27 protein-coding genes are annotated in these 21,600 nt (G+C 66.4%); 19 read left to right on the top strand and 8 right to left on the bottom strand.

What is annotated here, in order from left to right; translation table 11 throughout:
- Positions 1 to 278: 278 nt before the first annotated feature.
- On the top strand, positions 279 to 1,058 hold the full coding sequence (locus ACLQ2O_RS18395; RefSeq protein ID WP_425832860.1) for a M23 family metallopeptidase: 780 nt from the start codon (positions 279 to 281) through the stop codon (positions 1,056 to 1,058).
- A gap of 207 nt (positions 1,059 to 1,265) precedes the next feature.
- On the opposite strand, the gene ACLQ2O_RS18390 is transcribed toward ACLQ2O_RS18395, so the two are convergent.
- Entirely contained in the window at positions 1,266 to 1,910 is a 645-nt protein-coding gene (locus ACLQ2O_RS18390; protein ID WP_425832858.1) for a TlpA family protein disulfide reductase, read from the bottom strand.
- A 279-nt stretch (positions 1,911 to 2,189) separates the two neighbouring features.
- On the opposite strand from ACLQ2O_RS18390, the gene ACLQ2O_RS18385 reads away from it, so the two are divergent.
- From ACLQ2O_RS18385 to ACLQ2O_RS18375, 3 genes are all read left to right on the top strand, one after another.
- Positions 2,190 to 3,017, top strand: coding sequence for a WD40/YVTN/BNR-like repeat-containing protein (locus ACLQ2O_RS18385; RefSeq protein ID WP_425832856.1), 828 nt, complete (start codon positions 2,190 to 2,192; stop codon positions 3,015 to 3,017).
- Positions 3,018 to 3,069: 52 nt separating this feature from the next.
- The gene (locus tag ACLQ2O_RS18380) at positions 3,070 to 3,540 is read left to right on the top strand and encodes a DUF6153 family protein (RefSeq protein ID WP_425832854.1); all 471 of its coding nucleotides are present in this window, start codon (positions 3,070 to 3,072) and stop codon (positions 3,538 to 3,540) included.
- 78 nt (positions 3,541 to 3,618) lie between these two features.
- Complete coding sequence (locus ACLQ2O_RS18375; protein ID WP_425832852.1) at positions 3,619 to 4,275, top strand: DUF305 domain-containing protein; 657 nt, start codon at positions 3,619 to 3,621, stop codon at positions 4,273 to 4,275.
- 45 nt (positions 4,276 to 4,320) lie between these two features.
- Here ACLQ2O_RS18375 and ACLQ2O_RS18370 read toward each other — a convergent pair whose 3' ends face one another.
- Both ACLQ2O_RS18370 and ACLQ2O_RS18365 read right to left on the bottom strand, forming a co-directional pair.
- A complete protein-coding gene (locus tag ACLQ2O_RS18370; RefSeq protein ID WP_425832850.1) occupies positions 4,321 to 5,586 on the bottom strand; it encodes an MFS transporter in 1,266 nt (421 codons plus the stop codon).
- Positions 5,583 to 6,740 (bottom strand): PLP-dependent cysteine synthase family protein, encoded by a 1,158-nt coding sequence (locus tag ACLQ2O_RS18365; RefSeq protein WP_425832848.1) that lies wholly within the window; start codon positions 6,738 to 6,740, stop codon positions 5,583 to 5,585. The genes ACLQ2O_RS18370 and ACLQ2O_RS18365 overlap by 4 nt, the downstream gene beginning before the upstream one ends.
- Positions 6,741 to 7,320: 580 nt before the next feature.
- Here ACLQ2O_RS18365 and ACLQ2O_RS18360 point away from each other — a divergent pair.
- A complete protein-coding gene (locus tag ACLQ2O_RS18360; protein ID WP_425832846.1) occupies positions 7,321 to 9,588 on the top strand; it encodes a penicillin-binding protein in 2,268 nt (755 codons plus the stop codon).
- A 135-nt stretch (positions 9,589 to 9,723) separates the two neighbouring features.
- A complete protein-coding gene (locus tag ACLQ2O_RS18355) occupies positions 9,724 to 10,023 on the top strand; it encodes a hypothetical protein (protein WP_425832844.1) in 300 nt (99 codons plus the stop codon).
- A gap of 269 nt (positions 10,024 to 10,292) precedes the next feature.
- On the opposite strand, the gene ACLQ2O_RS18350 is transcribed toward ACLQ2O_RS18355, so the two are convergent.
- From ACLQ2O_RS18350 to ACLQ2O_RS18330, 5 genes are all read right to left on the bottom strand, one after another.
- On the bottom strand, positions 10,293 to 10,787 hold the full coding sequence (locus ACLQ2O_RS18350; protein ID WP_425832842.1) for a MerR family transcriptional regulator: 495 nt from the start codon (positions 10,785 to 10,787) through the stop codon (positions 10,293 to 10,295).
- Position 10,788: 1 nt separating this feature from the next.
- Positions 10,789 to 11,151 carry a hypothetical protein gene (locus ACLQ2O_RS18345; protein ID WP_425832840.1) on the bottom strand — a complete coding sequence of 121 codons (363 nt, stop codon included), beginning with the start codon at positions 11,149 to 11,151 and terminating at the stop codon, positions 10,789 to 10,791.
- Positions 11,152 to 11,244: 93 nt separating this feature from the next.
- A complete protein-coding gene (locus ACLQ2O_RS18340; protein WP_425832838.1) occupies positions 11,245 to 11,844 on the bottom strand; it encodes a methyltransferase family protein in 600 nt (199 codons plus the stop codon).
- Positions 11,845 to 11,863: 19 nt separating this feature from the next.
- A complete protein-coding gene (locus ACLQ2O_RS18335; protein WP_425832836.1) occupies positions 11,864 to 12,601 on the bottom strand; it encodes a cation diffusion facilitator family transporter in 738 nt (245 codons plus the stop codon).
- Positions 12,598 to 12,981, bottom strand: coding sequence for an ArsR/SmtB family transcription factor (locus tag ACLQ2O_RS18330; protein ID WP_425832834.1), 384 nt, complete (start codon positions 12,979 to 12,981; stop codon positions 12,598 to 12,600). The genes ACLQ2O_RS18335 and ACLQ2O_RS18330 overlap by 4 nt, the downstream gene beginning before the upstream one ends.
- Positions 12,982 to 13,091: 110 nt before the next feature.
- On the opposite strand from ACLQ2O_RS18330, the gene ACLQ2O_RS18325 reads away from it, so the two are divergent.
- The 13 genes from ACLQ2O_RS18325 to ACLQ2O_RS18265 all read left to right on the top strand — a co-directional run bounded on the left by ACLQ2O_RS18325 (position 13,092) and on the right by ACLQ2O_RS18265 (position 21,559).
- Positions 13,092 to 13,517, top strand: a complete 426-nt coding sequence (locus ACLQ2O_RS18325; protein ID WP_425832832.1) for a hypothetical protein — start codon at positions 13,092 to 13,094, stop codon at positions 13,515 to 13,517.
- Between the two features lie 84 nt (positions 13,518 to 13,601).
- Complete coding sequence (locus ACLQ2O_RS18320) at positions 13,602 to 14,264, top strand: DUF305 domain-containing protein (protein WP_425832830.1); 663 nt, start codon at positions 13,602 to 13,604, stop codon at positions 14,262 to 14,264.
- A gap of 336 nt (positions 14,265 to 14,600) precedes the next feature.
- The gene (locus ACLQ2O_RS18315) at positions 14,601 to 14,855 is read left to right on the top strand and encodes a hypothetical protein (protein ID WP_425832828.1); all 255 of its coding nucleotides are present in this window, start codon (positions 14,601 to 14,603) and stop codon (positions 14,853 to 14,855) included.
- The gene (locus tag ACLQ2O_RS18310) at positions 14,852 to 16,192 is read left to right on the top strand and encodes a hypothetical protein (protein ID WP_425832826.1); all 1,341 of its coding nucleotides are present in this window, start codon (positions 14,852 to 14,854) and stop codon (positions 16,190 to 16,192) included. Before ACLQ2O_RS18315 ends, ACLQ2O_RS18310 begins: the two co-directional genes overlap by 4 nt.
- A 50-nt stretch (positions 16,193 to 16,242) precedes the next feature.
- Positions 16,243 to 16,923 carry a DsbA family protein gene (locus ACLQ2O_RS18305; protein ID WP_425832824.1) on the top strand — a complete coding sequence of 227 codons (681 nt, stop codon included), beginning with the start codon at positions 16,243 to 16,245 and terminating at the stop codon, positions 16,921 to 16,923.
- Positions 16,907 to 17,575 (top strand): vitamin K epoxide reductase family protein, encoded by a 669-nt coding sequence (locus ACLQ2O_RS18300; RefSeq protein ID WP_425832822.1) that lies wholly within the window; start codon positions 16,907 to 16,909, stop codon positions 17,573 to 17,575. The genes ACLQ2O_RS18305 and ACLQ2O_RS18300 overlap by 17 nt, the downstream gene beginning before the upstream one ends.
- An 80-nt stretch (positions 17,576 to 17,655) precedes the next feature.
- Entirely contained in the window at positions 17,656 to 18,267 is a 612-nt protein-coding gene (locus ACLQ2O_RS18295) for a TlpA family protein disulfide reductase (protein ID WP_425832820.1), read from the top strand.
- 17 nt (positions 18,268 to 18,284) lie between these two features.
- Entirely contained in the window at positions 18,285 to 19,058 is a 774-nt protein-coding gene (locus ACLQ2O_RS18290) for a cytochrome c biogenesis CcdA family protein (protein ID WP_425834001.1), read from the top strand.
- 133 nt (positions 19,059 to 19,191) lie between these two features.
- Positions 19,192 to 20,112 carry a cation diffusion facilitator family transporter gene (locus ACLQ2O_RS18285; RefSeq protein WP_425832818.1) on the top strand — a complete coding sequence of 307 codons (921 nt, stop codon included), beginning with the start codon at positions 19,192 to 19,194 and terminating at the stop codon, positions 20,110 to 20,112.
- Positions 20,113 to 20,137: 25 nt separating this feature from the next.
- On the top strand, positions 20,138 to 20,476 hold the full coding sequence (locus ACLQ2O_RS18280; protein WP_425834021.1) for a hypothetical protein: 339 nt from the start codon (positions 20,138 to 20,140) through the stop codon (positions 20,474 to 20,476).
- On the top strand, positions 20,403 to 20,642 hold the full coding sequence (locus ACLQ2O_RS18275) for an HXXEE domain-containing protein (RefSeq protein WP_425832816.1): 240 nt from the start codon (positions 20,403 to 20,405) through the stop codon (positions 20,640 to 20,642). The genes ACLQ2O_RS18280 and ACLQ2O_RS18275 overlap by 74 nt, the downstream gene beginning before the upstream one ends.
- A 112-nt stretch (positions 20,643 to 20,754) precedes the next feature.
- A complete protein-coding gene (locus tag ACLQ2O_RS18270) occupies positions 20,755 to 21,216 on the top strand; it encodes a hypothetical protein (RefSeq protein WP_425832814.1) in 462 nt (153 codons plus the stop codon).
- 127 nt (positions 21,217 to 21,343) lie between these two features.
- Positions 21,344 to 21,559 (top strand): hypothetical protein, encoded by a 216-nt coding sequence (locus ACLQ2O_RS18265; protein ID WP_425832812.1) that lies wholly within the window; start codon positions 21,344 to 21,346, stop codon positions 21,557 to 21,559.
- Positions 21,560 to 21,600 lie beyond the last annotated feature (41 nt).

The following is a 21,600-nucleotide window of genomic DNA, read 5'->3' as shown; positions in this document are numbered from 1 at the left end:
AAGCGGGCTGGTGGGACTCGTCGAACATTCTTCACCGGGGAACGACGGCGGGAGGATGTGTCGAAGCCCACAGTGTTGGGGCCCCGCACGCTGATCAGACCGGCTGCCAAATCTTTGTGCACCTCGATGACTGAGACCTCCTTCGCCGGAAGGGCGGCCAAGTGGCGAAGCAGGTAGCCAGGCGCCGGGCGACTCGGCAGTCCCGGGGTCGACGTGTCCGGGCGGGAGCGCGGCATCGTGTGGTCGTCCGGCGGTCGGCGGTCGGTCAAGGTCAGGTTGTGGGAATCACGGCGGCTTTGGCTGCTGCGGCCGGGGTCATCAGCCTTGGCCACAGTGCGCTCGGCGAGCAGGGAAAGGCGACAGCGGCCGTTGATGCCGCGACGTCAACCGTATCCGCAAGGGGAGGTGATTTCTCCACGCTTGCTACCGCCCGGATCGCCCGCCGGGAGCGAGAGTCCCGGGATCTGGCGAGGGTACGGCTGGGCGCAGCGGTGGACCCCAAGGCGGGGGAACCGAAGCAGCAGGCGGCGTCTCGACTCGCGGCAGCACGTGCCGCCAAGCTTGACGGGTACCGGCTCCAGACTCAACGCCGGGCGGCGGCCTTGTCGGCCGCCAAGCGGGCTGCCGATCGGGCAGAGGCAGAAGCGCGTGCGGCGGCCCGCAAGGCGGTCCTCCCGGTAGCTGGCTATCGCATCACCGCGACGTTCGGGCAAGGCGGCAGCCGGTGGGCACGCAACCACACCGGCACGGATTTCGCCGCTGCGCCGGGAACGCGTATCGGAGCCGTGATGAAAGGTACTGTCATCGCCGCCGGCTGGGCAGGGGCCTACGGCAAGCAGGTGAAGATCCGTCACAATGACGGGACCGAGAGTTGGTACAACCACATGTCGGAGATCGAGGTATCGGTCGGCGACGCCGTGAACGCCGGTGACCGGATCGGTGCGGTTGGGTCGACCGGAAACTCGACCGGTCCCCACCTGCACCTGGAGATCCGGCCGGGCGGCGGCGAGCCGGTCAACCCCATTCCCTGGCTACGGAACCACGACCTCGATCCCTGACGGCCGCGCTCTACAGCGGCGTTCGCCAACCGGCGATCAGAACCTGCAGCTTGCACGCGCCGGCGAACATCAGTCCCAGGCCGATGGTGAAGACATCCAAGATCCGGGTCAGTGCCTGTTGGTTGGGTCAGGAGAGCCGTGCCCACGGCCCAGCGACAACCAGTGGGCCGTGGGTGACGAGGTCTCCCGCAGTGGTGGCGATCATCGTCAACCGCTCCTCGGCCCGCTGGAGGACGGGGGAGTGGCGGCAGCGAGCAAGTCGTCCACCATGCCGTTCAAGGTGGCGTAGGTGACCTTGCCGACCACCAGCGAGGCGATGTGTCCGGTGGGGTCGACCACGACGGTGCTGGGCACGGCGCGCATGGGGATCAGTCCGCTGAATCCGAGCATCAGCTGCCCGTCGCTGTCGACCAAACTGGGGTATCCGACCTTGAATGTCCGGGCGAAGGCCCGTGCCGACGCCGGGTTGTCACGAGTGTCGATACCCACGAAATGAACGCCACGATCGGCCGTTTCCCGCGCGACGCGCGCGAGGTCGGGCGCTTCCGCCCTGCACGGGGTGCACCACGAGCCCCAGACATTGATGACTACGACGTGGCCGGTCAGGGCGCTCAGGGTCAGTTGGTCGCCGTCCAGTGTCGTGCCGCTCAAACGAGGTGCCGACGGCCGGTCTGCGATCGGGTACGTCTTGAGGCCCGTGACGACCTTCTCGGCGCTCGGATCATCACCTCGTACGACCGCGTCGATGCTGTTCGACAGACCCGTGCGCCATCCCATGAGGAGAATGCCCGCGATGACGACGAAGGCAGAAACCGCGACGACCAGCCGAAACCTGGTCGGCTGAGTCATCATCGGTCGTCTCCGACGGCTCGGTTCGATGAGGGGGTCGGCTTGATGATTGCTGGATCACAGATCCACTGATGCACTGGTGCCTCCGTGCGAAGTGTCACCTGACTCGATCTACTATCCACGGTAGTTGGTACGGTGGGCGTGGAAGCAACCAGGCCCGGGGTAACGGGGCGGCGTAGCGAAGGGATCCTCAGAACGATGACCGGAACACCACCATCGGGGAGTCGTTCCCCGCGGGAGGTCGGGCGGCGGGGACTGACCCGGTCGTGGAGTGTGGCCTTCGTGGGGGTCGCCGTCGTATGCCTGGGCGTGATCGCGGCCGTTGCTCTGCGTGGCACTGACCAGAAAGAAGAGCCCGTTGCGGTCAACGCGTCTGCGAGCATTGCTGTCGGCGGGGATCTGCACGCCGTGGTCACATTAGGGAGCCGCCGATTCGTCAGTGGACACGACGGTGCTGGGTTCAGTGACGTCTACAGGAGCTGGCAGGCGATTCCCACGCTGGGTGGTAAGGATGCGATGGGCTGGGCCGCCGTGCCAGGACGGATCCTCGTTGGTGGTCACGAAGGTCTGTACCTCTCGACCGACGAAGGTCGGTCCTTCGAAGCGGCGGACACCAACTTGCCGGTGACCGATGTGCACGCCCTCGGCGCAGCGAAGAACACGGTGTACGCCGCCTCGCCTCAGTCGGGTCTGTTCCGCTCCGACGACAGCGGAAACACCTTTGTTCGGGTGAGCGACACGGCAGCGTCGTTCATGGGGACCATCGCTGTCGATCCGGGTGACCCCGAGCACCTGCTCGCTCCGGACATGCGTGCCGGTGTCGCGCAGAGCAAGGACGGGGGCCGCACCTGGACCGCGCTCGGCGGGCCCGAAGGGACGATGTCGGTGGCTTGGAACCCGAAAGACCTTCGGCAGATCGCGGCCGTCGGCATGGACGGCTTGATGGTCAGCCGCGACGGCGGCGTCACCTGGGCGAAGCTCGACACGGAAGGTCCGGCCTCAGCGGTTGCGTTCGACGGCAAGGGAAACCTCCTGCTGGCAGTTCTCGACGGCGCCCGCGCAGAGGTCTACGTTGCCGACGGGTTGACGGCGCCCTGGACGCGCATCTGAGGATCCGGCTGGTGTCACGGGCGGCTGGTGACCAACAGTTATCGTGGAGTTGATGAACGGCTGGTCGGCGGTTTTCCGTACCGGACTGGGTCGCGCCCTCGCGGTGGTGGGCGTGATCGCCGGTGTCCTCGCCATGCACGGCTTGACCAGCGGCCATCATCCGGTGATGCCGGACATGGGAACGGTGGGACAGATGGCCGCTGCCGACATCGCCGGCCCGGAACTCCATGACCCGGAAGTCGCCATGACCGTGGATGCCGGCGCAGTGAAGGCGACGCCACGATCTGGCTCAGCCCTGGACGGCCTGCTCACCACGTCGACCGCGGGACACCTGATGGCTGATGTCTGTGTCGCGGTACTGACCGTCACCCTCTTGCTGCTCGCACTGGCGACCGCTCTGCGGCGACGCCGAATCTGGTGCCCGGTCACGCCTCGATCCACTACACGGCGACCGCGTGCGGTGGGGCGGCCTCCGCCTTGGACACATCCCTCACCGTCGAAGCTCTGTGTACTGCGGACCTAAGCCGATCGACCTCGGCCGTGCGGCTGTGCCGTACGCCTTTCCGCAGACAAATCCTTCGATGTGACGAGAGGTCTCTTCATGAAGCAGTTTCGTACGTCCCGCACCACCGTCATGGCTGCATCGATGATCGCCGCCGGCGCGCTGGTTCTCGCCGGCTGCGGTGACGACTCCGACTCCGGGTCGATGCCCGGGATGGATCACGGTGCACCGTCCTCGACGGCCGCCTCACCGAGTACGACGCAGAACACAGCGCCCGTGGACGACCACAACGACGCGGACGTGAAGTTCGCGAAAGACATGATTCCGCACCACCGTCAGGCGGTCGAGATGGCGGACCTGGCGCTGAAGAACGCGAGCAACGCCGAGGTCAAGCAGTTGGCCACCGCCATCAAGCAGGCCCAGGACCCCGAGATCCAGACCATGTCGGGCTGGCTGACGAGCTGGGGCCAGCCGGTTCCGACCCCGATGGCCGGACACGACATGTCCGCGGGCATGCCCGGAATGATGACGATGGAGGAAATGGCCGAGCTCGAGAAGGCCACTGGCTCGGCGTTCGACCAGATGTGGCTGCAGATGATGGTCAAGCACCACCAAGGCGCGGTGGCGATGGCGAAGACCGAGCAGACCACCGGCAAGGCCGAGGCTGCGGTGGCGCTCGCGAAGAAGATCGAGACGGATCAGAATCGTGAGATCGCGACCATGCAGAAGTTGCTGGGCACGCTGACCGGCCGCTAACGGTCGAGGCTGGGCAGGAAGTTGCTGCCTGCCCAGCCTCACCGTTCAACTGACGGTTGCGTTTGTGCGGCTGAGGCGCCCCTTCCTTTGCAGCACGCTGAGCATCCCCGCGCTGAGCAGTCCCAGTGCGATCAGCACTAGCCACGGCAGCACTGGTGCTGATCGGGCGGCGTCCAGCGCTGCTCCGGTGAGCAGATTGCCGGCCGTGATTCCGAAGCCGCAGATCGTGTTGTAGATCCCGTAGTGCGTGGCAACCAGCCGTCCCTCGGACAGTTCGACGATGGTGTCCATCTCGAACGGAAACGCGATCATGGTCCCGACGGCCAGCATGGCGGCAGCCGTCAGGGGCGGCAGGACGATGATCAGCCACTGGCCAGGGTTTCTCGTCGGTTGAGGCACAACTGCAGCCAGAGCCAGCGGCACGAATGCACATCCCATCGTGGCGGTACCGAGAACCAGAACCTGGCCGGACTGCAGGTGAGCGCGGCACCATGCGGTGACCCGCGTTTGACCGAGCACTGTGACCAGGCCTGACACCGCGAACAACGCGGCGACCACGAACGTCTCATCTGCGCCGTCGCCGGGGAGACGGCGAACTTCCAGCGGCAAGGCCAGGTAGACCTGGAACGAGAGAACGTACGAGCAAACCATCGCCGACGCGAAGAGCAGGAACGGGCGGTTCGCCACCACGCTTCGCCACTGCGCCATGAGCGACTCGCGAGGGTCCTTGTCGATCGATCGCTGCGGTGGCAGGGCGCGGATCTGGATCACCGCCAGGATGGCGAAGACGGCGGCTGCCACCGCGCAGGTGAGGCGGAAGTTGATGCCCGTCAGTGCCAGTCCCACCAAGGGTCCGGCGAGGATTCCGGTCTGGTAGAAGACGTTGAACAAGGCAAACGCTTCGACTCGCTTCGGTCCGGCGTCGACGGCCAGGTAGGCGCGCACAGCGGGGTTGAACAGCGCCCCGGCGAGGCCGGTGGCGGCTAAAGCGATGATGAGCCCCGGCAGGGAGTCCGCCAGTGCCAGCAGGCCGAAGCCTGCCGTTCGCAGCACGCAGCCGGCCACGATCAGCGGCTTGTACCCGAAACGATCCGCCAACGCGCCCCCGACTGCGAACATGCCCTGCTGCGAGAGGTTTCGCACGCCAAGCACCAGGCCGACCAGCCAGGCCGCAAGCCCCAGCGTGCCGGCGAGGTGCTGCGCCAGGTAGGGCATCAGCATGTAGAAGCCGAGGTTGATCGTGAGTTGGTTGAGAAGCAGTAACTGTGTGACGGGTGGCATTGACCGGTACTGCACGGCAAGGCGCTTCACAGCAGACCCCGTGCTGTGGAGGGGAGGCTCCCAGTCGTCGCGTGTGGGTCGATGACCGTCTCGCAGCGGGTCCAACGGTCTGGAACGGCGTCCGCCGGGTGCGCTATGCATTCCGGCTGCTTGTCTGGAACGACGCCACTGAGGGCGTGCCGGTCGCGGTACTCGTCGCTGAAAACTGTGTCCCAGTATCGATGGGGACCGTCGGGAAACACTGCGGCGATGCGGGTACCGACCGGCCGGGTTCTCGCCGCCCAGTCCGCGACCAGCGCGACCGCTCCCACGCTCCAACCGCCGCTGGCGCCGACGGTCGCGGCCAGCCGCCGACTCGCCCAAGCAGCTTCACCTGGAGCCACCCAATGCACCTCCTTGAAGGTGCGGTAGTCGACGTTGCGAGGGTGGATGCTGCTTCCGAGCCCTCGCATGAGTCGTGGGCCGGCGGGCTGGCCGAAGATCGTCGACCGGATCGAGTCGACCCCGATCACCTCGAGCTCAGGGCAGTGTCGCCGAAGCACGCGTGACACACCGGCCGAGTGGCCTCCGGTGCCGACGCTTGCCACCAGCACATCGATCCGGCCGACCTGAGCGAGCATCTCGGCTGCCAGACCGGCGTACGCGTCGATGTTGTCGGGGTTGTTGTACTGGTCCGGGCACCACGCCGTTGGATCGGCGGCCAAGATCTGCGCGACGCGGTTTCGGCGCGCCTGCTGCCAACCGCCGACAGCCATGGGCGCGTCGACCATGTCCACCTGCGCGCCGTGGGCTCGCAGCATGTGGACCATCAACGGTTCCATCCCGGGATCCGTGACGACGGTGACCGGATGGCCGAAGATGATGCCGCCGAGCGCCAGTCCGAGCCCGAGGGTGCCGCTGCTGGACTCGACGATGCGTGCGCCGGGCGCGAGGTCGCCACGCCCGCGGGCGCACCGGATCATGTGCAGTGCGGCGCGGTCCTTGATGCCGCCAGGATTGTGGCCCTCGAGCTTGGCCCAGTAGCCGCGACCGTCCCCTTGGTCGTGGAGTACGTCGCCGATCCAGAGTGTCGGTGTGTTGCCGACGATGCCGGCAGGTGTGTTCCAGGCAACGCCGTTGGAGATCACCGGCTCGGGAAGGTGCTGATTTCGGGCGCGCGAAACTGTCATCGTGTCGCTGTTCATGTGGTGCTGTCCCTTGTTCGAACGCCCCCGCGTCTCGCGCGTCGGGGCAACCACTGACATGGGTCATGGCCGGCGAGAGCGCCGGAAGAGACGAGCTATATGCGTAGGACGCCGAGCATCCATGGAGGCGCAGTCAGCGCGGCCCTGATGTACGTGGTGGTGAGTGTGGAGTATGTCGGAGTTGAGGCAGTCCAGGATCCGGAAAGGAGGGCGGGAGGAGCCACCGGTTGACTGTCGCCGACCTGGGCCCGTGCCGGATCGTTGCCTAAGTAATCGGGATCGCAGTGAGATCCCGGAGCGCTGTGGTGATGCTCGTGGTCGAGGCTTTGGTGTCTCGAGCCGGAGCTGTCGCCTCGAGTGTCCGCGACACACACGGGCGCGCTGAAGGAGATCAGGCCGATCAGCGTGGCCAGCACGAGCAGTGCCCACCGGCGCGAATCCAAGGCGTCCCTGATCACGCATTGAAGCGTACAAGGTGCGCTCTGTGACCAAAGGGAGCGGCTGTTACAGCTGCGTCTCAGCCCGCGCCCAGCTGGAACGAACTACTAAGCAAGATAGTTGATTCGGTATGCTCGAACACATGCGCGGACGAGAAGCGGGCGACCGGATTCGGGCGGCGGTGATGTTCGGCGGAATCAGCGTGCTCTCCGGCGCGCTCGCTGCCGGGCTGGTGATCCCGCTGGTGGGTCTCGGCGAGATCGGAACACGTCAGGCTGCAGAGACGGTCAGGACTCTTCCGCAGGAACTGGAAGGTGAGCCGCTTGCGGTCCGAAGCAAAATCCTGGCAGCCGACGGCAGCCTGATCGCGAATCTCTTCGAACAGAACCGCCAGCCCGTGCGGCTCGCCCAGATCAGCCCGATCATGCGCCGAGCCATCATCGCAATCGAGGACTCTCGTTTCTACGAGCACGGAGCTCTGGATGCCAAGGGCACGCTGCGAGCGTTGCTGCGCAACCAAAGTGAAGGCTCCGTCCAGCAGGGCGGATCCAGCATCACTCAGCAATTCGTGAAGATGACGCTGGTCGAGAAGGCAAAGACTGCAGATGAGCGCCGGGCAGCCACGGCTGAGACTTACCAGCGAAAGCTTGCCGAACTGCGATACGCGATCGCGGTCGAGCAGCAGTTCACGAAGGACGAAATCCTCGAGAAGTACCTGAACCTCGCCAACTTCGGAGACGGCGCGTACGGCGTACAGGCAGCAGCTCAGCACTACTTCTCCACCACAGCCAAGAACCTGACGCTCCCGCAGGCCGCTCTGTTGGCCGGTCTGGTCAAGAACCCAACTGGCTATGACCCCACCAACAGCATGAGCCGCGCCAAGGACCGCCGAGATGTTGTCATCCGCAGAATGCAGGAGCTGAACATCATCACAGCCCGGCAGGCGTCCGCCGCCATCAGGACACCAGTCGTGGATCGAAAGAAGATCCAGCCGGTGCCGAACGGGTGCGCCAACTCGCGCTACCCATTCTACTGTGAGTACGTGGTGTCCAAGCTGCTGGACAACCCCTCGTTCGGCCAGGACGCGAAGGCTCGCGAGCAGTTCATCAAGACCGCCGGCATCACCGTACGGACGTCCTTGGACCCGAAGACGCAGGCAGCTGCCCAGGCGTCGATGAACCAGCACAGCAAGCCAACGGACACCGCGGTCGCGGCGATCACGATCGTGGAGCCGGGAACCGGCGTGGTGAAAGCGATGGCCCAGAGCAAGCCGTACGGCAACGGCAGAAACCGCACGGCGTACAACTACAACGTCGAGAAGTCCTACGCCGGTGGCTACGGCGGGTTCCAGAACGGTTCGACGATGAAGGCCTTCACGATCGCCGCGGCCATCCAGAAGGGATATCCGCTGGACTACCGGATCAACTCTCCACAACAGATCGACCTCAGCGGCACCAGGTTCAGCACGTGCAAAGGAACCACCCGCGATCCGAACTACCGGCCTCAGAACTCCACCAGAAGCGGCAATCTGACGATGATGGAGGCAGCGAAGGCGTCGACCAACACGTACTTCCTCCAGCTGTCCCAACGGACCGGCCTCTGCGCGCCGGCCACGATCGCCGCGGACCTCGGGATGTACGACGCCCAGACCCTGCAGCCCCTGGAGCAAGTGGTGTCGTTCACGCTCGGGAGCGCCGGGCTGGTGACCCCGCTCATGCTCTCGAACGCCTACGCCACCTTCGCCGCGCGCGGGAAGTACTGCAAGCCGGTGTTCATCACCGCTGTGCTGGACGCCGGCCGCAAGCCGATGAAGACGCCTGGACCCGAGTGCAAACAGGTTCTGGCGCCCGAAGTCGCGGACGGCGTCAACCGGGTCCTGAGCGCCGTGATGGAACCGGGCGGCACGGGCGCGAGGCTCAATTTCGGCAACTGGGACCTGGCCGGGAAGACCGGAACCATCCAGGACAACCGGGCCGTCTGGTACGCGGGATACGCGCCGAATTTGGCCGCGGCTGCGGTGATCGCCGATGCGAACGTGCCTTACACGAACCTGATGTACGGCCACACGCTCGACGGCCGGGACATCGCTGATCCTTCCGGCTCTGGCACCGCCGGACCGGTGTGGCAGACGGCGATGAGAAACGCTCTCAAGGGTCGGCCGCTCGCCAGGTTTGTCGCGCCGACCGGACGTGTGGTCGCAGACGCGACGGCCGGCGTACCGACGGTCAACGGGATGAGCGAGCAGGAGGCAACCAACACTCTTCAACGTGCCGGTTTCGAGGTCACGGTTTCGCCTGATCGGAAGGACTCGGAGGAGGCCGAGGGGACGGTTGCCTACACCGAGCCGCGCGCCGGCGAGGGCACGCCACAACAAGGCCGAGTGACGGTATACCTCTCGGCGGGCAACTGAGTACTACCAAGGCTGGCGTTAGGAGCGTTCGCGGTCATCCTGCGCGGGCCTGAGCCCTGCGTCGTTACGTATCTTCGGCCCACCAGTGCTACGGGCGGCGGTGTTGCTGGAGGCGGGTTGGGGTGTGATGGCGGTATGACCGCTGCGGAGGAGACGGTTCAGCCAGTGGCGCCGATGTGTTGGTGCTGCGGTGGCGAGTTCGAGGAACGTGAACTGGTGCGGCTGGGGGCTCACCCGGAGGTCGGGGTCTGCGTGGGGTGTGCGAAGTATCTGCAGCGCCGCGCGGCCGAGCGCGAGGACGAGCTGCGGCCATCGCGCGGGGCACGCGTGCAGGCCGCTCTGAGGGGTGTACGTGAGTTTGTGATCGGTCGGGGCTGGCACGATCTGCCGGTTCTTGGGTGGCTGCTGCGACGGATCGGCCGGCACCTGCCCTGACCGGGACTGTGTCGAGGTCGATCGGCCCGGCCGGGGCCGCGCAGGTGGCGTTGCGTCGTCTGCGTAGCACCAGGGCCATTGCCGCCATCGCTGTGACAGCGACGCCGGCCAGGACTGGCATCCACCCCGCGCCGGCCAGTGACGCGATCGACAAGCCTCCGAGTGCGGCCAGGATCGGCCCGGCGCAGCACACCGCGCAGGCACCGACCGCAGCTGCTGCGGCACCGACCATCTGCCATGGCCGGCGGGTCTTCGGTGCTTGATTGGTGTCAGCAGCAGTCACGGCGCGGCTCCGGTTCGTCGGCAAGTTTCAAGTGGGTGCCGGTGGGCGCCTCGGGGGCCAGGTCGGCGAAGGGCAGTGGGCAACTGGGACTGTGCGCGCAGACGATCAGGTCGTCGCATCCGGCGTCGAGAGCGGTCCGAAGCGACGCCGCGATCACGGTGAGATCAGCGATCTTGGCCTCGACGTCGACGAGTTTGTCCCGTGCACGAGTCTGTAGACCTTCGTCGGGTTTCTGACCGTGGTGATGTTGGCCGGCGTCCAGCAGGTCGGAGATTTCATCGAGGGTGAATCCGAGCCGCTGCGCGGCCTTGATGACTCGCAGCACGGTCACGGCTTCTGCTGGGTAGAGGCGATGACCACCTGGGCTGCGAGCTGGCTCGGCAAGTAGCCCCCGGCGCTCGTAGTAGCGCAAGGTCTGCAGGTTCACCCCGGCTGCATCAGCAACTTGTCCCGATCGCAGACCGTTGCCGAGGGACGTCATGTCAGCCCGTCACCGGTGTGAGGTGCCCGGTGGCACGGGCGGCGAACGCGTCCAGTACGGCGATGTGCGCGGCCCGTACGGTCACCGTCATTTCCACGACGTCGCCGGCGGGAGCGAAGTCGAACCCGAAGAACGAACAGCAGTTGCTCTCCCGGGATGCTAGGTCGCGCGCACGCGCTTCGGCGTCCGTGGTGAGGTCCAGGCGCAGTGTGGTGGCGTCGATACGCTCCGCGGCGCGCACGGCGGTGGTGAAGAGGTCGTCGAACTCGGCGGCCCGGATCGGCTGCTCGACGGTCGGCAGTGTGCAGGACGCCGGAGCCCAGCCCAGGCCGGCCGAGGAAGTGTCGGTGTCTGAGGTGCTCATACCTCGACGGTAAACCTGTACCCCAGTACCGGATGCAACCCCAATTTCACATTTGCCGGTCAGTGACATGAGCAGAAGGCCCGTGCGGATTGGTCACGATCGCCCAATGCCGGGGAGGAATCGGCCGACAGCGGCGACGTACTCGAGGTAGTCAGCGCCGTGGATTTGCCGCAGGTAAGGCTCCTCGACGATTCGCACCTGCAGCTGGATGGCGACGATGAGCGCGATCAGGCCGGCAATGGCGACGACATTCGGGACCATCATCGCCAGCCCCGCTGCGGTAAGTGTCATGGCGGTGAAAACGGGGTTGCGGGCGAGCTGGAAGGCTCCGGAAGTGACGAGCCCAGTGCGCTCTGCCGGATCGACACCGACCCGCCAGGTCGTGCCCATCGCGGCTTGCGCTGCGACGGTCGCGATGACTCCGAGGACGGTGACGATGAGCCCTGTTGTCTGCAGCGCTGGTTGGTTCAAGCCGGGCAAGGGATTGAGGCCAGCCAGCGCCGAGACCGGAGACAAGAGCCCAGTGAGCAGGGCAATTCCGAACAGAAGCCCGGCGAACCAAGGTGCGGTTCCGGGGCGTCCGCTCAAGCCACGGAAGCCGCTGTCTCCGTTGCGGCGTCGGTGGAGGTGCGTGCGGATCCCGAACGCCAGGGTGAACCACACGACGTACAGGAGTAGCGCGATGAGTGCCATCAGTGAATCCTTCGAACTGTCAGTCGCAGCAACCGTCCGAGCACGTCCCGGAGCAACTGCACTGCTTTTGCCCTGTCGCGAGGGCGCTGTTGCTAGGCGCGCAGCATCCCTTGCCCTGCCAGGCCTCAACTCCTTCGCGGAGTGCGACCGCAGCGATGATCAGGCCGGCGATCGGGTCGGCCCATCCCCAGCCGAGCGTTGCGTTGAGGATCAGGCCGATCAGCAGTACTGCGGACAAATAGGTGCACAGCAAGGTCTGGGTGCTGTCGGCAACGACCGCGTTGGAGCCGAGCGCCTTCCCGGTTCGGCGCTGAGCCCACGACAGGAACGGCATGATCACCAGAGACGCTGAGGCAAGGGCGATGCCCACCGGTGAGGTGTCAGGGTCGCTGCCGCCGATCAGGGAGCGCACCGACTCAAAGGTGACGTAGGCGGCCAACCCGAAGAACGAGAAGGCGAGCAGCCGCAACGCTTGGCGCTCCCGGGTCTCGGGCATCCGGTGGCGGAACTGCCACAAGATGATGAGGCCACTCGAGACCTCGACCACCGAGTCGAGGCCGAATCCGACCAGGGCCACCGATCCGGCGACCAACCCGGCCGTGATCGCGATGATCGCCTCGACCACGTTGTACGTCACCGACGCTGCGGCCAGGAGTTGCGCCCTGCGGCTCAGCTTGCGTCGCTGCTCGGGGTCGGTGGTCCAGGTGCTCGGCGGCGCGGAGCCGATCTGCAGCGGCTGGATCTGGTGGTCGGTCATGACTTGGCCTCCAGCCCGTAGACGGGGCAGAGAGCGACGGCGTCACCGGTCAGCCCGAGGAGCCGCTCTGCCGCCGCGAGCAGATCCAGCGTCGCGGCTGGGTGGGTCAGGCTGAAGATCGACGCCCGGCCTTGCGGCCGGGATGTCACCAGACCGCAGTCTCTGAGGCAGGCGAGGTGTTTCGACACCGTCGACTGCGCCAGTTCGAGATGCTCGGTCAAGTCCACGACTCGGTGCTCGCCCAGAGCCAGGTGGCGCACGATCGCGAGCCGTGACCCGTCGCTGAAGCCGTGGAACAGGCAGGCGGCGGCCGAGAGTGCGGCTGCCTCGTCGACTGCGGCATCCAGTGTGAGTTCTGGTGGTGGTGTTGTCATCGCCATTCGGCGATGTTAGCGCGAATTTGCTCGAGATGGAACATTGGATGCCGTGCGGGCCTGCTCACCGTGCCGGAGGTCTACTTGGTGGCGCGGGCCCGCTACCCTGATCGGTGATGAACACGCCTCGGCGCTTCAGCCCTTCGAGAGCTGGCCGCTTCCTGATGATCCTGGGAGCGTTCCTCGGCGTGTTCGCGATGCACAGTCTGAGCCCCGTCAACGTTTCCGTTGCGGAGATCACGTCGGTCTCGGTGCCGCAGAACGTCGCATCGTCAGCGGCTGCTCATGCGGTAGCCGAGGGGCTTGAGAAGATTGCGGTGACGGCACCGTCGGTGCTGCCTGGCGCGGCGGGCGGTCATCACGTGCTGCCCTGTGTGGCGTTCCTCGCAGGATCGTTGCTGCTGCTGGCCGGGTTGACCTTGCGCAGGCAGCGCATCGGGGACGACGTGCGCCGTCTCGGTACGACGGGACTGTCACCGACGCGGCTGCGGATCTGCCCTGCCGCGCCTCAGCTGACGAAGCTGTGTGTCCTTCGTACGTGATAGACGCCTGAGGCCACAGCTCTGAGCACTGGGTTCTGCCGTCCGGCGGATCCCGCCGATCGACGCCTCGAGAGGCGCTTTGTCATGGCCCACGTTGCCGGCCGTGGGAAGCTGTTCACAGCCACCCACGCCGTAGCGGTTGTCGTCGTTCTGCTGCTGACCAGCTGCAGCGACAAGACGGCTGCTCCGGACACGGTCGTCAGTGCCGCGCCGACGAGTTCTGCCGGTTCGCCGAGTTCGGCGGATGGCGTCTCGCCGAGTGCGCCACCTGGGCAGCACAGCGCAGTCGACATCGCGTTCGTCTCTGTTTTGCTGAAGTACCAGCAGCAGGAGGCGGTGATGGCTGACCTCACGGCCCATCGCTCGACCAGTGCCGCACTGAGTCAGCACGCCGCGGCTGTGGGCGAGCGGGGGGAGACGTCGACGGTGCTCGCGAGCTGGTTGCGCGGGTGGGGACAGCCTGTGCCTGAGCGTGAGCAGTGGGACGAGGGCGACCCCCACGACAGGCCCGGGATGATCCGTGAGTCGCAACTGGCCAATCTCGGCGAGGTGAGCCCGAGTCTCTTCGACCGTCAGTGGCTTTCGCTGGCGATCGCTCATCACCGCGGTGTTCTTGCGGTCATCGGTGACGAGCGGGCCGCCGGCTTGAACCCGTCGGTCAAGGCCATGGCTGCTTCGGTCAGCGACACGTACCGGCGCGATCTCGCTGCACTGCAACAGGCTCTGGCCAAGATCACCGGTCCCTGACCCGACCGGTCCGAACAACCTGTATTGCCGCAGGGCCATGACGAGCCGCTACCAGAGGGTGGCGCTCGCGATCCCTGCCGTGTCCGATTCTCCACAAAGGAACTCATCATGCGTTCATCCAGAAGTGCCGTTGCCGTCCTTGCCATCGTGGGTCTAGTTGCCCTGAGCGCCTGCGGCGGCGAGGACACTCCGGCCGGAAGCGGGACGTCACCGCAGAGCACGGCCTCCGCGACGCCTAGCCCCACTCCGACGTCCCCTTCGGTCTCCAGTCCAATTGCTTCGCCTACTCCGACCGCCAAGCCCACCGCGGCGCCTTCGAACAGCGCGGACGTCACTGTGGACGTTTCGATTGCCGCCGGCAAGATCTCAACCGGTGGCCACGCGGTGGTGAAGGCCGGTCGCGGTCAGCGGGTGCGGATCAACGGTGTCAGCGACGTCGCGGAATCGCTGCACGTGCACGGTTACGACAAGACGCTCGAGCTGAAGCCCGGCAAGGCGGCCTCGGTCGAGTTCGTGACCGACACCAAGGGGATCTTCGAGGTCGAGACCCATGAGAGCGGCAAGCTCGTGTTCAAACTGCAGGTGTCGTGAGCGCCGTCAGAACCGGGCTGGCCGTGCCGATGCACGGCATCGGCGGTCGGCAGGACCTGCCGGTGCCGTTCGAACTCGCGGTCACCGGCGCGGCGATCGCGATCGCATTGTCCTTCGTCATTCTGGCCGTGGCGTGGCGCTCGCCGAAATACCGAGGTGCCGCGGCCGGTAAGGCGCTGCCGGCTGCTGTCACGGCGACGCTGGACTCGACTTGGCTGCGGTGGGCCGTCCGGGTGTTGGGGCTGGCAGTGTTCGCGTACGCCGGGATGGCCCTCCTGGCTGGTGTCGACCGACTGACCAATCCGGTCTTCGGGTTCGTGTACATCTTGGTATGGGTCGGTCTGGTGCCGGTGTCGCTGCTGCTGGGGCCGGTGTGGCGAACCCTGAACCCGTTGCGCACGATTCATCTGCTGGCCTGCAAGGTGCTGCGGCACGACCCGCGGGAGGGATTGCTGCAGCTGTCACCGCGGGTCGGAGTGTGGCCGGCCGCGGCCGGGGTCTTCGCGTTCGCCTGGCTGGAACTGGTCGCGCCGGACCGCGCGACCCTTCTGGTGGTGCAGTCGTGGCTGACGCTGTACTTCGTGTTCGTCATGTTCGGTGCGGTGCTGTTCGGGAACCGGTGGTTCGCCGCTGCGGATCCGTTCGAGGCCTACGCCACCTTGATGGCCAAGCTGTCCCCGTGGGGTCGTCGTCCGGACGGCGCGATCGTTGTACGGCGGCCGCTGGAGAACCTCGACAGCCTTGTGCCGCGGCCTGGCCTGGTGGGGCTGGTCGCCGCTTTGCTCGGATCGACGGCGTACGACGGATTCTCTAACTCCACCTTCTGGGTCGCCTGGGTCCAGGAGTCGACGTACTCGCCGACTCTGCTCGGCACGATCGCGCTGGCGGGGTTCGTTCTGTTCGTGCTGATCACCTATGCCGGGGCGACGCTGCTGGCCGGGCGGATGTCGGACAGCACCCGGGCGGCGCTGCCGGGGTTGTTCGCCCACTCGGTGGTGCCGATCGTGCTCGGCTACGTGATCGCGCACTACTTCACCCTGCTGGTGCTGGAAGGGCAGCGCACTTTGATCTTGTTGAGCGATCCGCTCAGCAACGGCTGGAACGTGTTCGGTACCGGCCTGCTCGGCGTCAACACCGGGATCGCCAATCATTCGACGGCGATCGCCACCGTTCAGGTCGGCGCCGTGGTGATCGGGCATCTCCTGGGAGTCGTGTCGGCCCATGACCGCGCGGTCGCACTCTTCCCGCGTCGGCACGCGCTGGCCGGCCAGCTTCCGCTGCTGGTGGTGATGGTCGCCTACACCGTCGGCGGCCTGCTGCTGTTGTTCTCCGCCTGAACGCCCGGCCTCCGGCCGAGCATCCAACCAAGTCAATGCGAGGTAGGTCGATGAATCTCAGTGCCAACGCCCGGATCTCCATCGGGATCGCCGCGGCCTTCGCGGTGGTCGCCGGGGTCCTGCTGGCGGTCAGCGCGACCCGGTCCGACGAGGCGGCGCCTCCGGTTCAGGACACGGCTGCGACGACCGATGTGGACAGGCACGAACGTCTGGTGCGGCCGGACAGCCACAAGCTCGATGTTGCCCCTGACAACAAAGTCACGTTCGTGGAGTTCTTGGACTTCGAGTGTGAGTCGTGCCGGGCCGCGTTCCCCGCGGTGGAGCAGTTGCGCAAGGACTACGCCGGGAAGGTGACGTTCGTCGTTCGGTACTTCCCGATCCCGTCGCACTTCAACGCGGAGCGGGCCGCGCGGGCGGTCGAGGCCGCGTCGAAGCAGGGCAAGTTCGAGCAGATGTACCAGAAGATGTACGAGACGCAGACGGAGTGGGGCGAGCAGCGGGTTCCGGCCGACGACCGGTTCCGGGGGTTCGCCAAGGACCTCGGTCTGGATCTCGCCGCCTACGACAAGGCTTACGCCGACCCCGCCACTCTGGCGCGCGTCAAGAAGGACGTCGCGGACGGGGAGGCGCTGGGCGTCGCCGGTACGCCCACGTTCTTCCTGAACGGCAAGCAACTGCAGCCCGAGTCGGCCGACGACCTCAAGGCGAGCATCGATGCCGCACTCAAGTAGCTCTGGCGCGGCGCTCCGCGACAAGCAGGTCGCCAGCACTCCGGTCGCCGTCTCGGCGGCGGCTGGACCGTTCCCGAGGCTACTGCCCTGGCTGCTGCTGGTCGGCGGCGTCATCGGCCTGATCGCCGCCGTCGTCCTCACCGTCGAGAAGATCGCCATCCTGCGGGACCCGGGCTACGTCCCGTCCTGCAGCATCAACCCGGTGCTGTCGTGCGGTTCAGTGATGACCAAGCCGCAGGCCGAGGCGTTCGGCTTTCCCAATCCTCAGATCGGCATAGCCGGTTTCGCGATGGTCGCGGTGATCGGCGCGGCGTTGCTGGCCGGGGCCACTTTCCGTCGGTGGTTCTGGGCCGGCCTGCAGGCCGGCGTCATTTTCGGCGTCGTCTTCGTGCACTGGCTGATGTTCCAAAGTCTGTACCGGATCGGTGCCCTGTGCCCGTACTGCATGGTGGTCTGGGCCGTGACGATCCCGACCTTCTGGTACGTCACACTGCACAACGTCAGCAGTGCCGAGTGGCGACTCGCGCCGATGCTGCGGCGAGTCGTCGATCGCGCGACCCGTTACCACTCCGTCGTGCTCACGAGTTGGGCGGTCATGATCCTCGCCCTCATCGGGGAGCAATTCTGGTACTACTGGAGAACCCTGCCATGACCCAGACCGCATCGCCTGGATCCGACGACGAAGGAACCGATCGGGCAAAGCCCACCAGGCGCTTCAGCAGGCGCCGGTTGATGATCATCGCGACAGCAGTCCTGACGGCTGCCGTCGTGGTGATCGAAGTTCGGCACGAAGGCATCTTCGGCAGCACGACGCCAACTCGCCAAGGGCAGACCGCAGATGCGAGCTCGACCGGCCTGACGCTCTACCCGGTGGGCGAGCGCGTGCCAGTGCCGGTCGTTCGGGGCGAGACTCTGACCGGGGACCAGTTGGCCGTCTCTGATCTGCTCGGCCGGATCGTGGTCCTGAACGTCTGGGGCTCATGGTGCAACCCGTGCCGTGCGGAGACACCGGAGCTGGTTCGGGTGGCCAACGAGACGCGCGCACAAGGCGTGCGTTTCGTCGGGATCGACACCAGGGACAACCCGGCCGCAGCCCGTGCCTTCGTTCAGGCCTTCAAGATGCCGAACCCCAGCATCATCGATGAGGGCGGCAGGGTGCTGCTCGGATTCAACGGGATCGTGCCGTTCAGCGCCGTACCGAGCACTGTGGTGATCGATCGCTCCGGCCGGATCGCGGCTCGGGTGATCGGTCGCATCAGCTACGCCACCCTGACCGGCGTGATCGAGGATCTCCAGTCCGAAGGTGGTACGTCGTCCGGCGGCCCCGGAAGCGAGGGCCGGTGAACCCCGGTGAACTGGTGATGTTCGGTCCGCTGCTCATTGCGCTGCCGATCGCCGCGGCGGCGGGTCTGGTGTCGTTCCTCAGCCCATGCTGCCTGCCGCTGCTGCCGGGCTATCTCGCCTACGTCACCGGGAGTGCGGGAGCCGAGACGCACCACACCATTGGGCGCGGGCCCGAAGCTGACACGAAGACGAAGCCGGATCCGGCTCGTCGTCGTACCGTGGTGGGAACGGTGCTGTTCGTTCTCGGCTTCGCCGCGGTGTTCACCAGTTACGGCGCTGCCTTCGGCGCTGCCGGAACTGCCTTGCTGGTTCACCAGGACACGGTCACCCGCGTTCTGGGCGCCGTGACCATCGTTTTGGGACTCATGTTTGCCGGTCTGCTGCAGCGGATCCCGTTCGCCGGTCGCAGCCTGCGCATCGGGTACCGCCCGAAGGTCGGCCTCGCAGGCGCCCCGTTGCTCGGCGTGCTGTTCGGGGTCGGCTGGACCCCCTGCATCGGTCCGACCCTGGCCGCTGTTCTGACCCTGTCGACCACGACCGGCGGGGCCGGGCGTGGCGCCGTACTGTCGTTCGCCTACAGCCTTGGCCTCGGGATCCCGTTCGTGCTGGCAGCGTTCGGAATCCAACGCGTCTTCGCCCTCTACGGAATCGCACGCCGCCATGCCGGGGCCGTCATGAGAATTGGCGGACTGATGCTGGTCGCGGTCGGCGTTCTGCAGGTGAGCGGGGCCTGGGGGCACCTGATCTCGAAGCTGCAGGTCCTTGTCGCGAACTGGCAGCCCCCGCTGTGACCGTCGACGGCGCGGACACGGCCGAGCGCCGGACACTCTCGACATTCGATACGCGCACACTCTAAGCTGCACATGTGAAGAGATATTCATATGTTGGGTGCGCGGCTGTGACTCCCCAGTGCGGCGGCAACCGATGAGCGGGCACGGCCACGACCACGCGTCCGTCACGGCGACGGGGCAGCACCGCGGCATCCTGGCGTGGACGCTGGTCATCTCGTTGGTGATCGCCGCGGTTCAGATCACCGGAGCGGTGATCACCGGGAGCCTCGCGCTGCTGGCGGACGCCGGGCATGTCCTGGCCGACTCGGGCGGGGTCGCGATGGCGCTCGGTGCGACGTTGCTCGCTGCCCGGCCCGCGGTCGGACAGCGTACGTTCGGCTGGGCGCGGGCCGAAATCCTCGCCGCCGCGGTCAACGGCCTGATCCTCACCGGAATGGGCGTCTACATCCTGATCCAAGGCGTGCGGCGGCTCATCGACGCACCCGACCTTGAGCCCGGCGGCATGGCTGTCTTCGGCGCGATCGGTCTCGTCGGCAATTTGATCGGGGTGGCGCTGCTCTACCGCGCGCGGACCGCCAGCCTGAACATGCGTGGTGCCTTCCTCGAGGTGGCCACCGACTCGGCCACCTCGGTAGGTGTCCTGGTCGCCGCCCTGGTGATCGCAACCACCGGTTTCACCCGGGCCGACGCCATCGTGTCGCTGCTGATCGGTCTGGTCATCCTGCCGCGAGCCTTGAAGCTCCTGCGCGAGGCGGTGAACGTGCTGCTGGAAGCTGCGCCGACGGATATCGACCTCGACGACGTCCGCGCACACATCGTCGAACTGGATCACGTGCACGACGTGCACGACCTGCACGTCTACACCGTGACCTCCGGACTGCCGGTCCTCACCGCGCACGTGGTCGTCGATCCCGACTGTTTCGAGGACGGGCACGCGCCCCAGCTGCTCGACAAACTGCAGACCTGCCTGGCAGGTCACTTCGATGTCGAGCACTCCACCTTCCAGCTCGAACCCGTCGGGCACACCGACCACGAGCACCCGACCCACACCTGACACCGCCGGAGCCGGAGGAGAACCGATGTCGCTGCCACGAGCGTCTCTTGACGACGGCCCGCTCGCGGTCTGGCCGCCGGATCTGGCGGCGTTGATCTTCGTCCTTCCGTTCGCCGTGTACGTGCTGCACACGCTGGAAGAGATGCAGGGCTTCGCCGCGTGGGCGACCCGGCACTTCGGGCCGGAGACGACCGACACCTTCGCGGCCTACCACATTCCGCTGATGCTGCTGGTCCTTGGCTGCTCGGTGCAAGCAGTCCGGCGGGGGCCGAAATGGCGGCTGGGTCGTCATGGCCAGCGCCTTCCAGTGGCAGTTCTTCGTCAACGCGCTCTTCCACCTGGGGAGCTGGTTCGTGCTCCGTGATTACTCTCCCGGAGCGGTGACCGCCGCCGTGATCGCGATTCCGGCCACCGGCCTGTACTTCACCTGGCTTCGGCGCGAGCACCGGGCGACGGGCCGAGAGGTTCTGGCCGCGATGACGATCGGGACGATGATCGCCGGGCTGGCGATCGGTTTCCTGCTCCTGTGACCACTTCGAGGCGCTGCGGGCACGATCCTCGGACATCCGACAGGTCACCTCGACCGGAATATCGTGGCCGGGATGACTTGCGGGATCATCGCGACGCCGTACGCTGTGCACTGTGATCAGCGTCCATCCGGTCTCCACGCGAGCATCTCTCGCGCGGCTGATCGGTGCGCTCGTCACGGCCGCGGTAGTTGTGCTGGGGCCACATTGCGCGGAGGCCTCGCTGGCCTCGTTGGCGCCGGCCGCTCCCAGCCAGTCCCACTCCGGGACAACCGTGGCCGGCGATTCGCCGGCCACGGCGGCCGGATCCGTGGCAGACAAGGCGGCAGCCCCTGACGTTCAGCACCACAAACTGGTGTTCCTGAGCGCCGCCGATGAAGAGAACCACGGCGACGGACTGCTCGTCGTGTGCGTCTCCGTCCTGATCGCCATCACACTCACCGCCACGATCGCGCTCGTACGGCGGCTGTGGATCCTGCCGAGTTCGGAGACGCCGCCGGCTCCCGATCTGGTTGCCTCATCACCCGGTTCGCGCGTTCGACCAGCGCCGGGCCTGTTCGGCATCGCACGCATATAAGGGCTTCCGTCTCCCGTTGCACCGGCACGTTGTTCGTGCCGGCGACGGTCGAGACCTGACGATCCCGACTTCCTGCCTGAGTGCTGGAGAGTGCCGTGCAACCCACTACTGCTGTGCGGTGATGGCTGTGGCCATCAGCGTTCACATCCTGAAGATCAGTCACCACCACGAAGAGCTCGCCTCCCGTGTCGATGCCGCACTCCGCGAGATCCCTGGCGTGCTCAGCAGCCGAACCGGCACCGAGGGCCGCGCTGTCGTCGAGCTCGACATGGCCTACACCACCGTGGCGGAGGTGGTGGCGGCACTGACCGCTGCCGGGTACGCCGCCGCAAACCTCAGCTGACGCCTCACCCCAGCGAGTCGCGGGCCTGGTGACAGGAGGCG

This window comes from Kribbella sp. DT2 (genome assembly GCF_049844575.1).
GTDB lineage: Bacteria > Actinomycetota > Actinomycetes > Propionibacteriales > Kribbellaceae > Kribbella.
This window is presented reverse-complemented; position numbering and strand designations above follow the sequence as displayed.

Coding starts and splice junctions, on each gene's coding strand:
- ACLQ2O_RS18390 (WP_425832858.1), bottom strand. CDS start 1,910: ATGATGACTCAGCCGACCAGGTTTCGGCTGGTCGTCGCGGTTTCTGCC.
- ACLQ2O_RS18380 (WP_425832854.1), top strand. CDS start 3,070: ATGAACGGCTGGTCGGCGGTTTTCCGTACCGGACTGGGTCGCGCCCTC.
- ACLQ2O_RS18375 (WP_425832852.1), top strand. CDS start 3,619: ATGAAGCAGTTTCGTACGTCCCGCACCACCGTCATGGCTGCATCGATG.
- ACLQ2O_RS18365 (WP_425832848.1), bottom strand. CDS start 6,740: ATGAACAGCGACACGATGACAGTTTCGCGCGCCCGAAATCAGCACCTT.
- ACLQ2O_RS18360 (WP_425832846.1), top strand. CDS start 7,321: ATGCGCGGACGAGAAGCGGGCGACCGGATTCGGGCGGCGGTGATGTTC.
- ACLQ2O_RS18355 (WP_425832844.1), top strand. CDS start 9,724: ATGACCGCTGCGGAGGAGACGGTTCAGCCAGTGGCGCCGATGTGTTGG.
- ACLQ2O_RS18350 (WP_425832842.1), bottom strand. CDS start 10,787: ATGACGTCCCTCGGCAACGGTCTGCGATCGGGACAAGTTGCTGATGCA.
- ACLQ2O_RS18345 (WP_425832840.1), bottom strand. CDS start 11,151: ATGAGCACCTCAGACACCGACACTTCCTCGGCCGGCCTGGGCTGGGCT.
- ACLQ2O_RS18340 (WP_425832838.1), bottom strand. CDS start 11,844: ATGGCACTCATCGCGCTACTCCTGTACGTCGTGTGGTTCACCCTGGCG.
- ACLQ2O_RS18335 (WP_425832836.1), bottom strand. CDS start 12,601: ATGACCGACCACCAGATCCAGCCGCTGCAGATCGGCTCCGCGCCGCCG.
- ACLQ2O_RS18330 (WP_425832834.1), bottom strand. CDS start 12,981: ATGGCGATGACAACACCACCACCAGAACTCACACTGGATGCCGCAGTC.
- ACLQ2O_RS18325 (WP_425832832.1), top strand. CDS start 13,092: ATGAACACGCCTCGGCGCTTCAGCCCTTCGAGAGCTGGCCGCTTCCTG.
- ACLQ2O_RS18320 (WP_425832830.1), top strand. CDS start 13,602: ATGGCCCACGTTGCCGGCCGTGGGAAGCTGTTCACAGCCACCCACGCC.
- ACLQ2O_RS18305 (WP_425832824.1), top strand. CDS start 16,243: ATGAATCTCAGTGCCAACGCCCGGATCTCCATCGGGATCGCCGCGGCC.
- ACLQ2O_RS18300 (WP_425832822.1), top strand. CDS start 16,907: ATGCCGCACTCAAGTAGCTCTGGCGCGGCGCTCCGCGACAAGCAGGTC.
- ACLQ2O_RS18295 (WP_425832820.1), top strand. CDS start 17,656: ATGATCATCGCGACAGCAGTCCTGACGGCTGCCGTCGTGGTGATCGAA.
- ACLQ2O_RS18290 (WP_425834001.1), top strand. CDS start 18,285: ATGTTCGGTCCGCTGCTCATTGCGCTGCCGATCGCCGCGGCGGCGGGT.
- ACLQ2O_RS18285 (WP_425832818.1), top strand. CDS start 19,192: ATGAGCGGGCACGGCCACGACCACGCGTCCGTCACGGCGACGGGGCAG.
- ACLQ2O_RS18280 (WP_425834021.1), top strand. CDS start 20,138: ATGTCGCTGCCACGAGCGTCTCTTGACGACGGCCCGCTCGCGGTCTGG.
- ACLQ2O_RS18275 (WP_425832816.1), top strand. CDS start 20,403: ATGGCCAGCGCCTTCCAGTGGCAGTTCTTCGTCAACGCGCTCTTCCAC.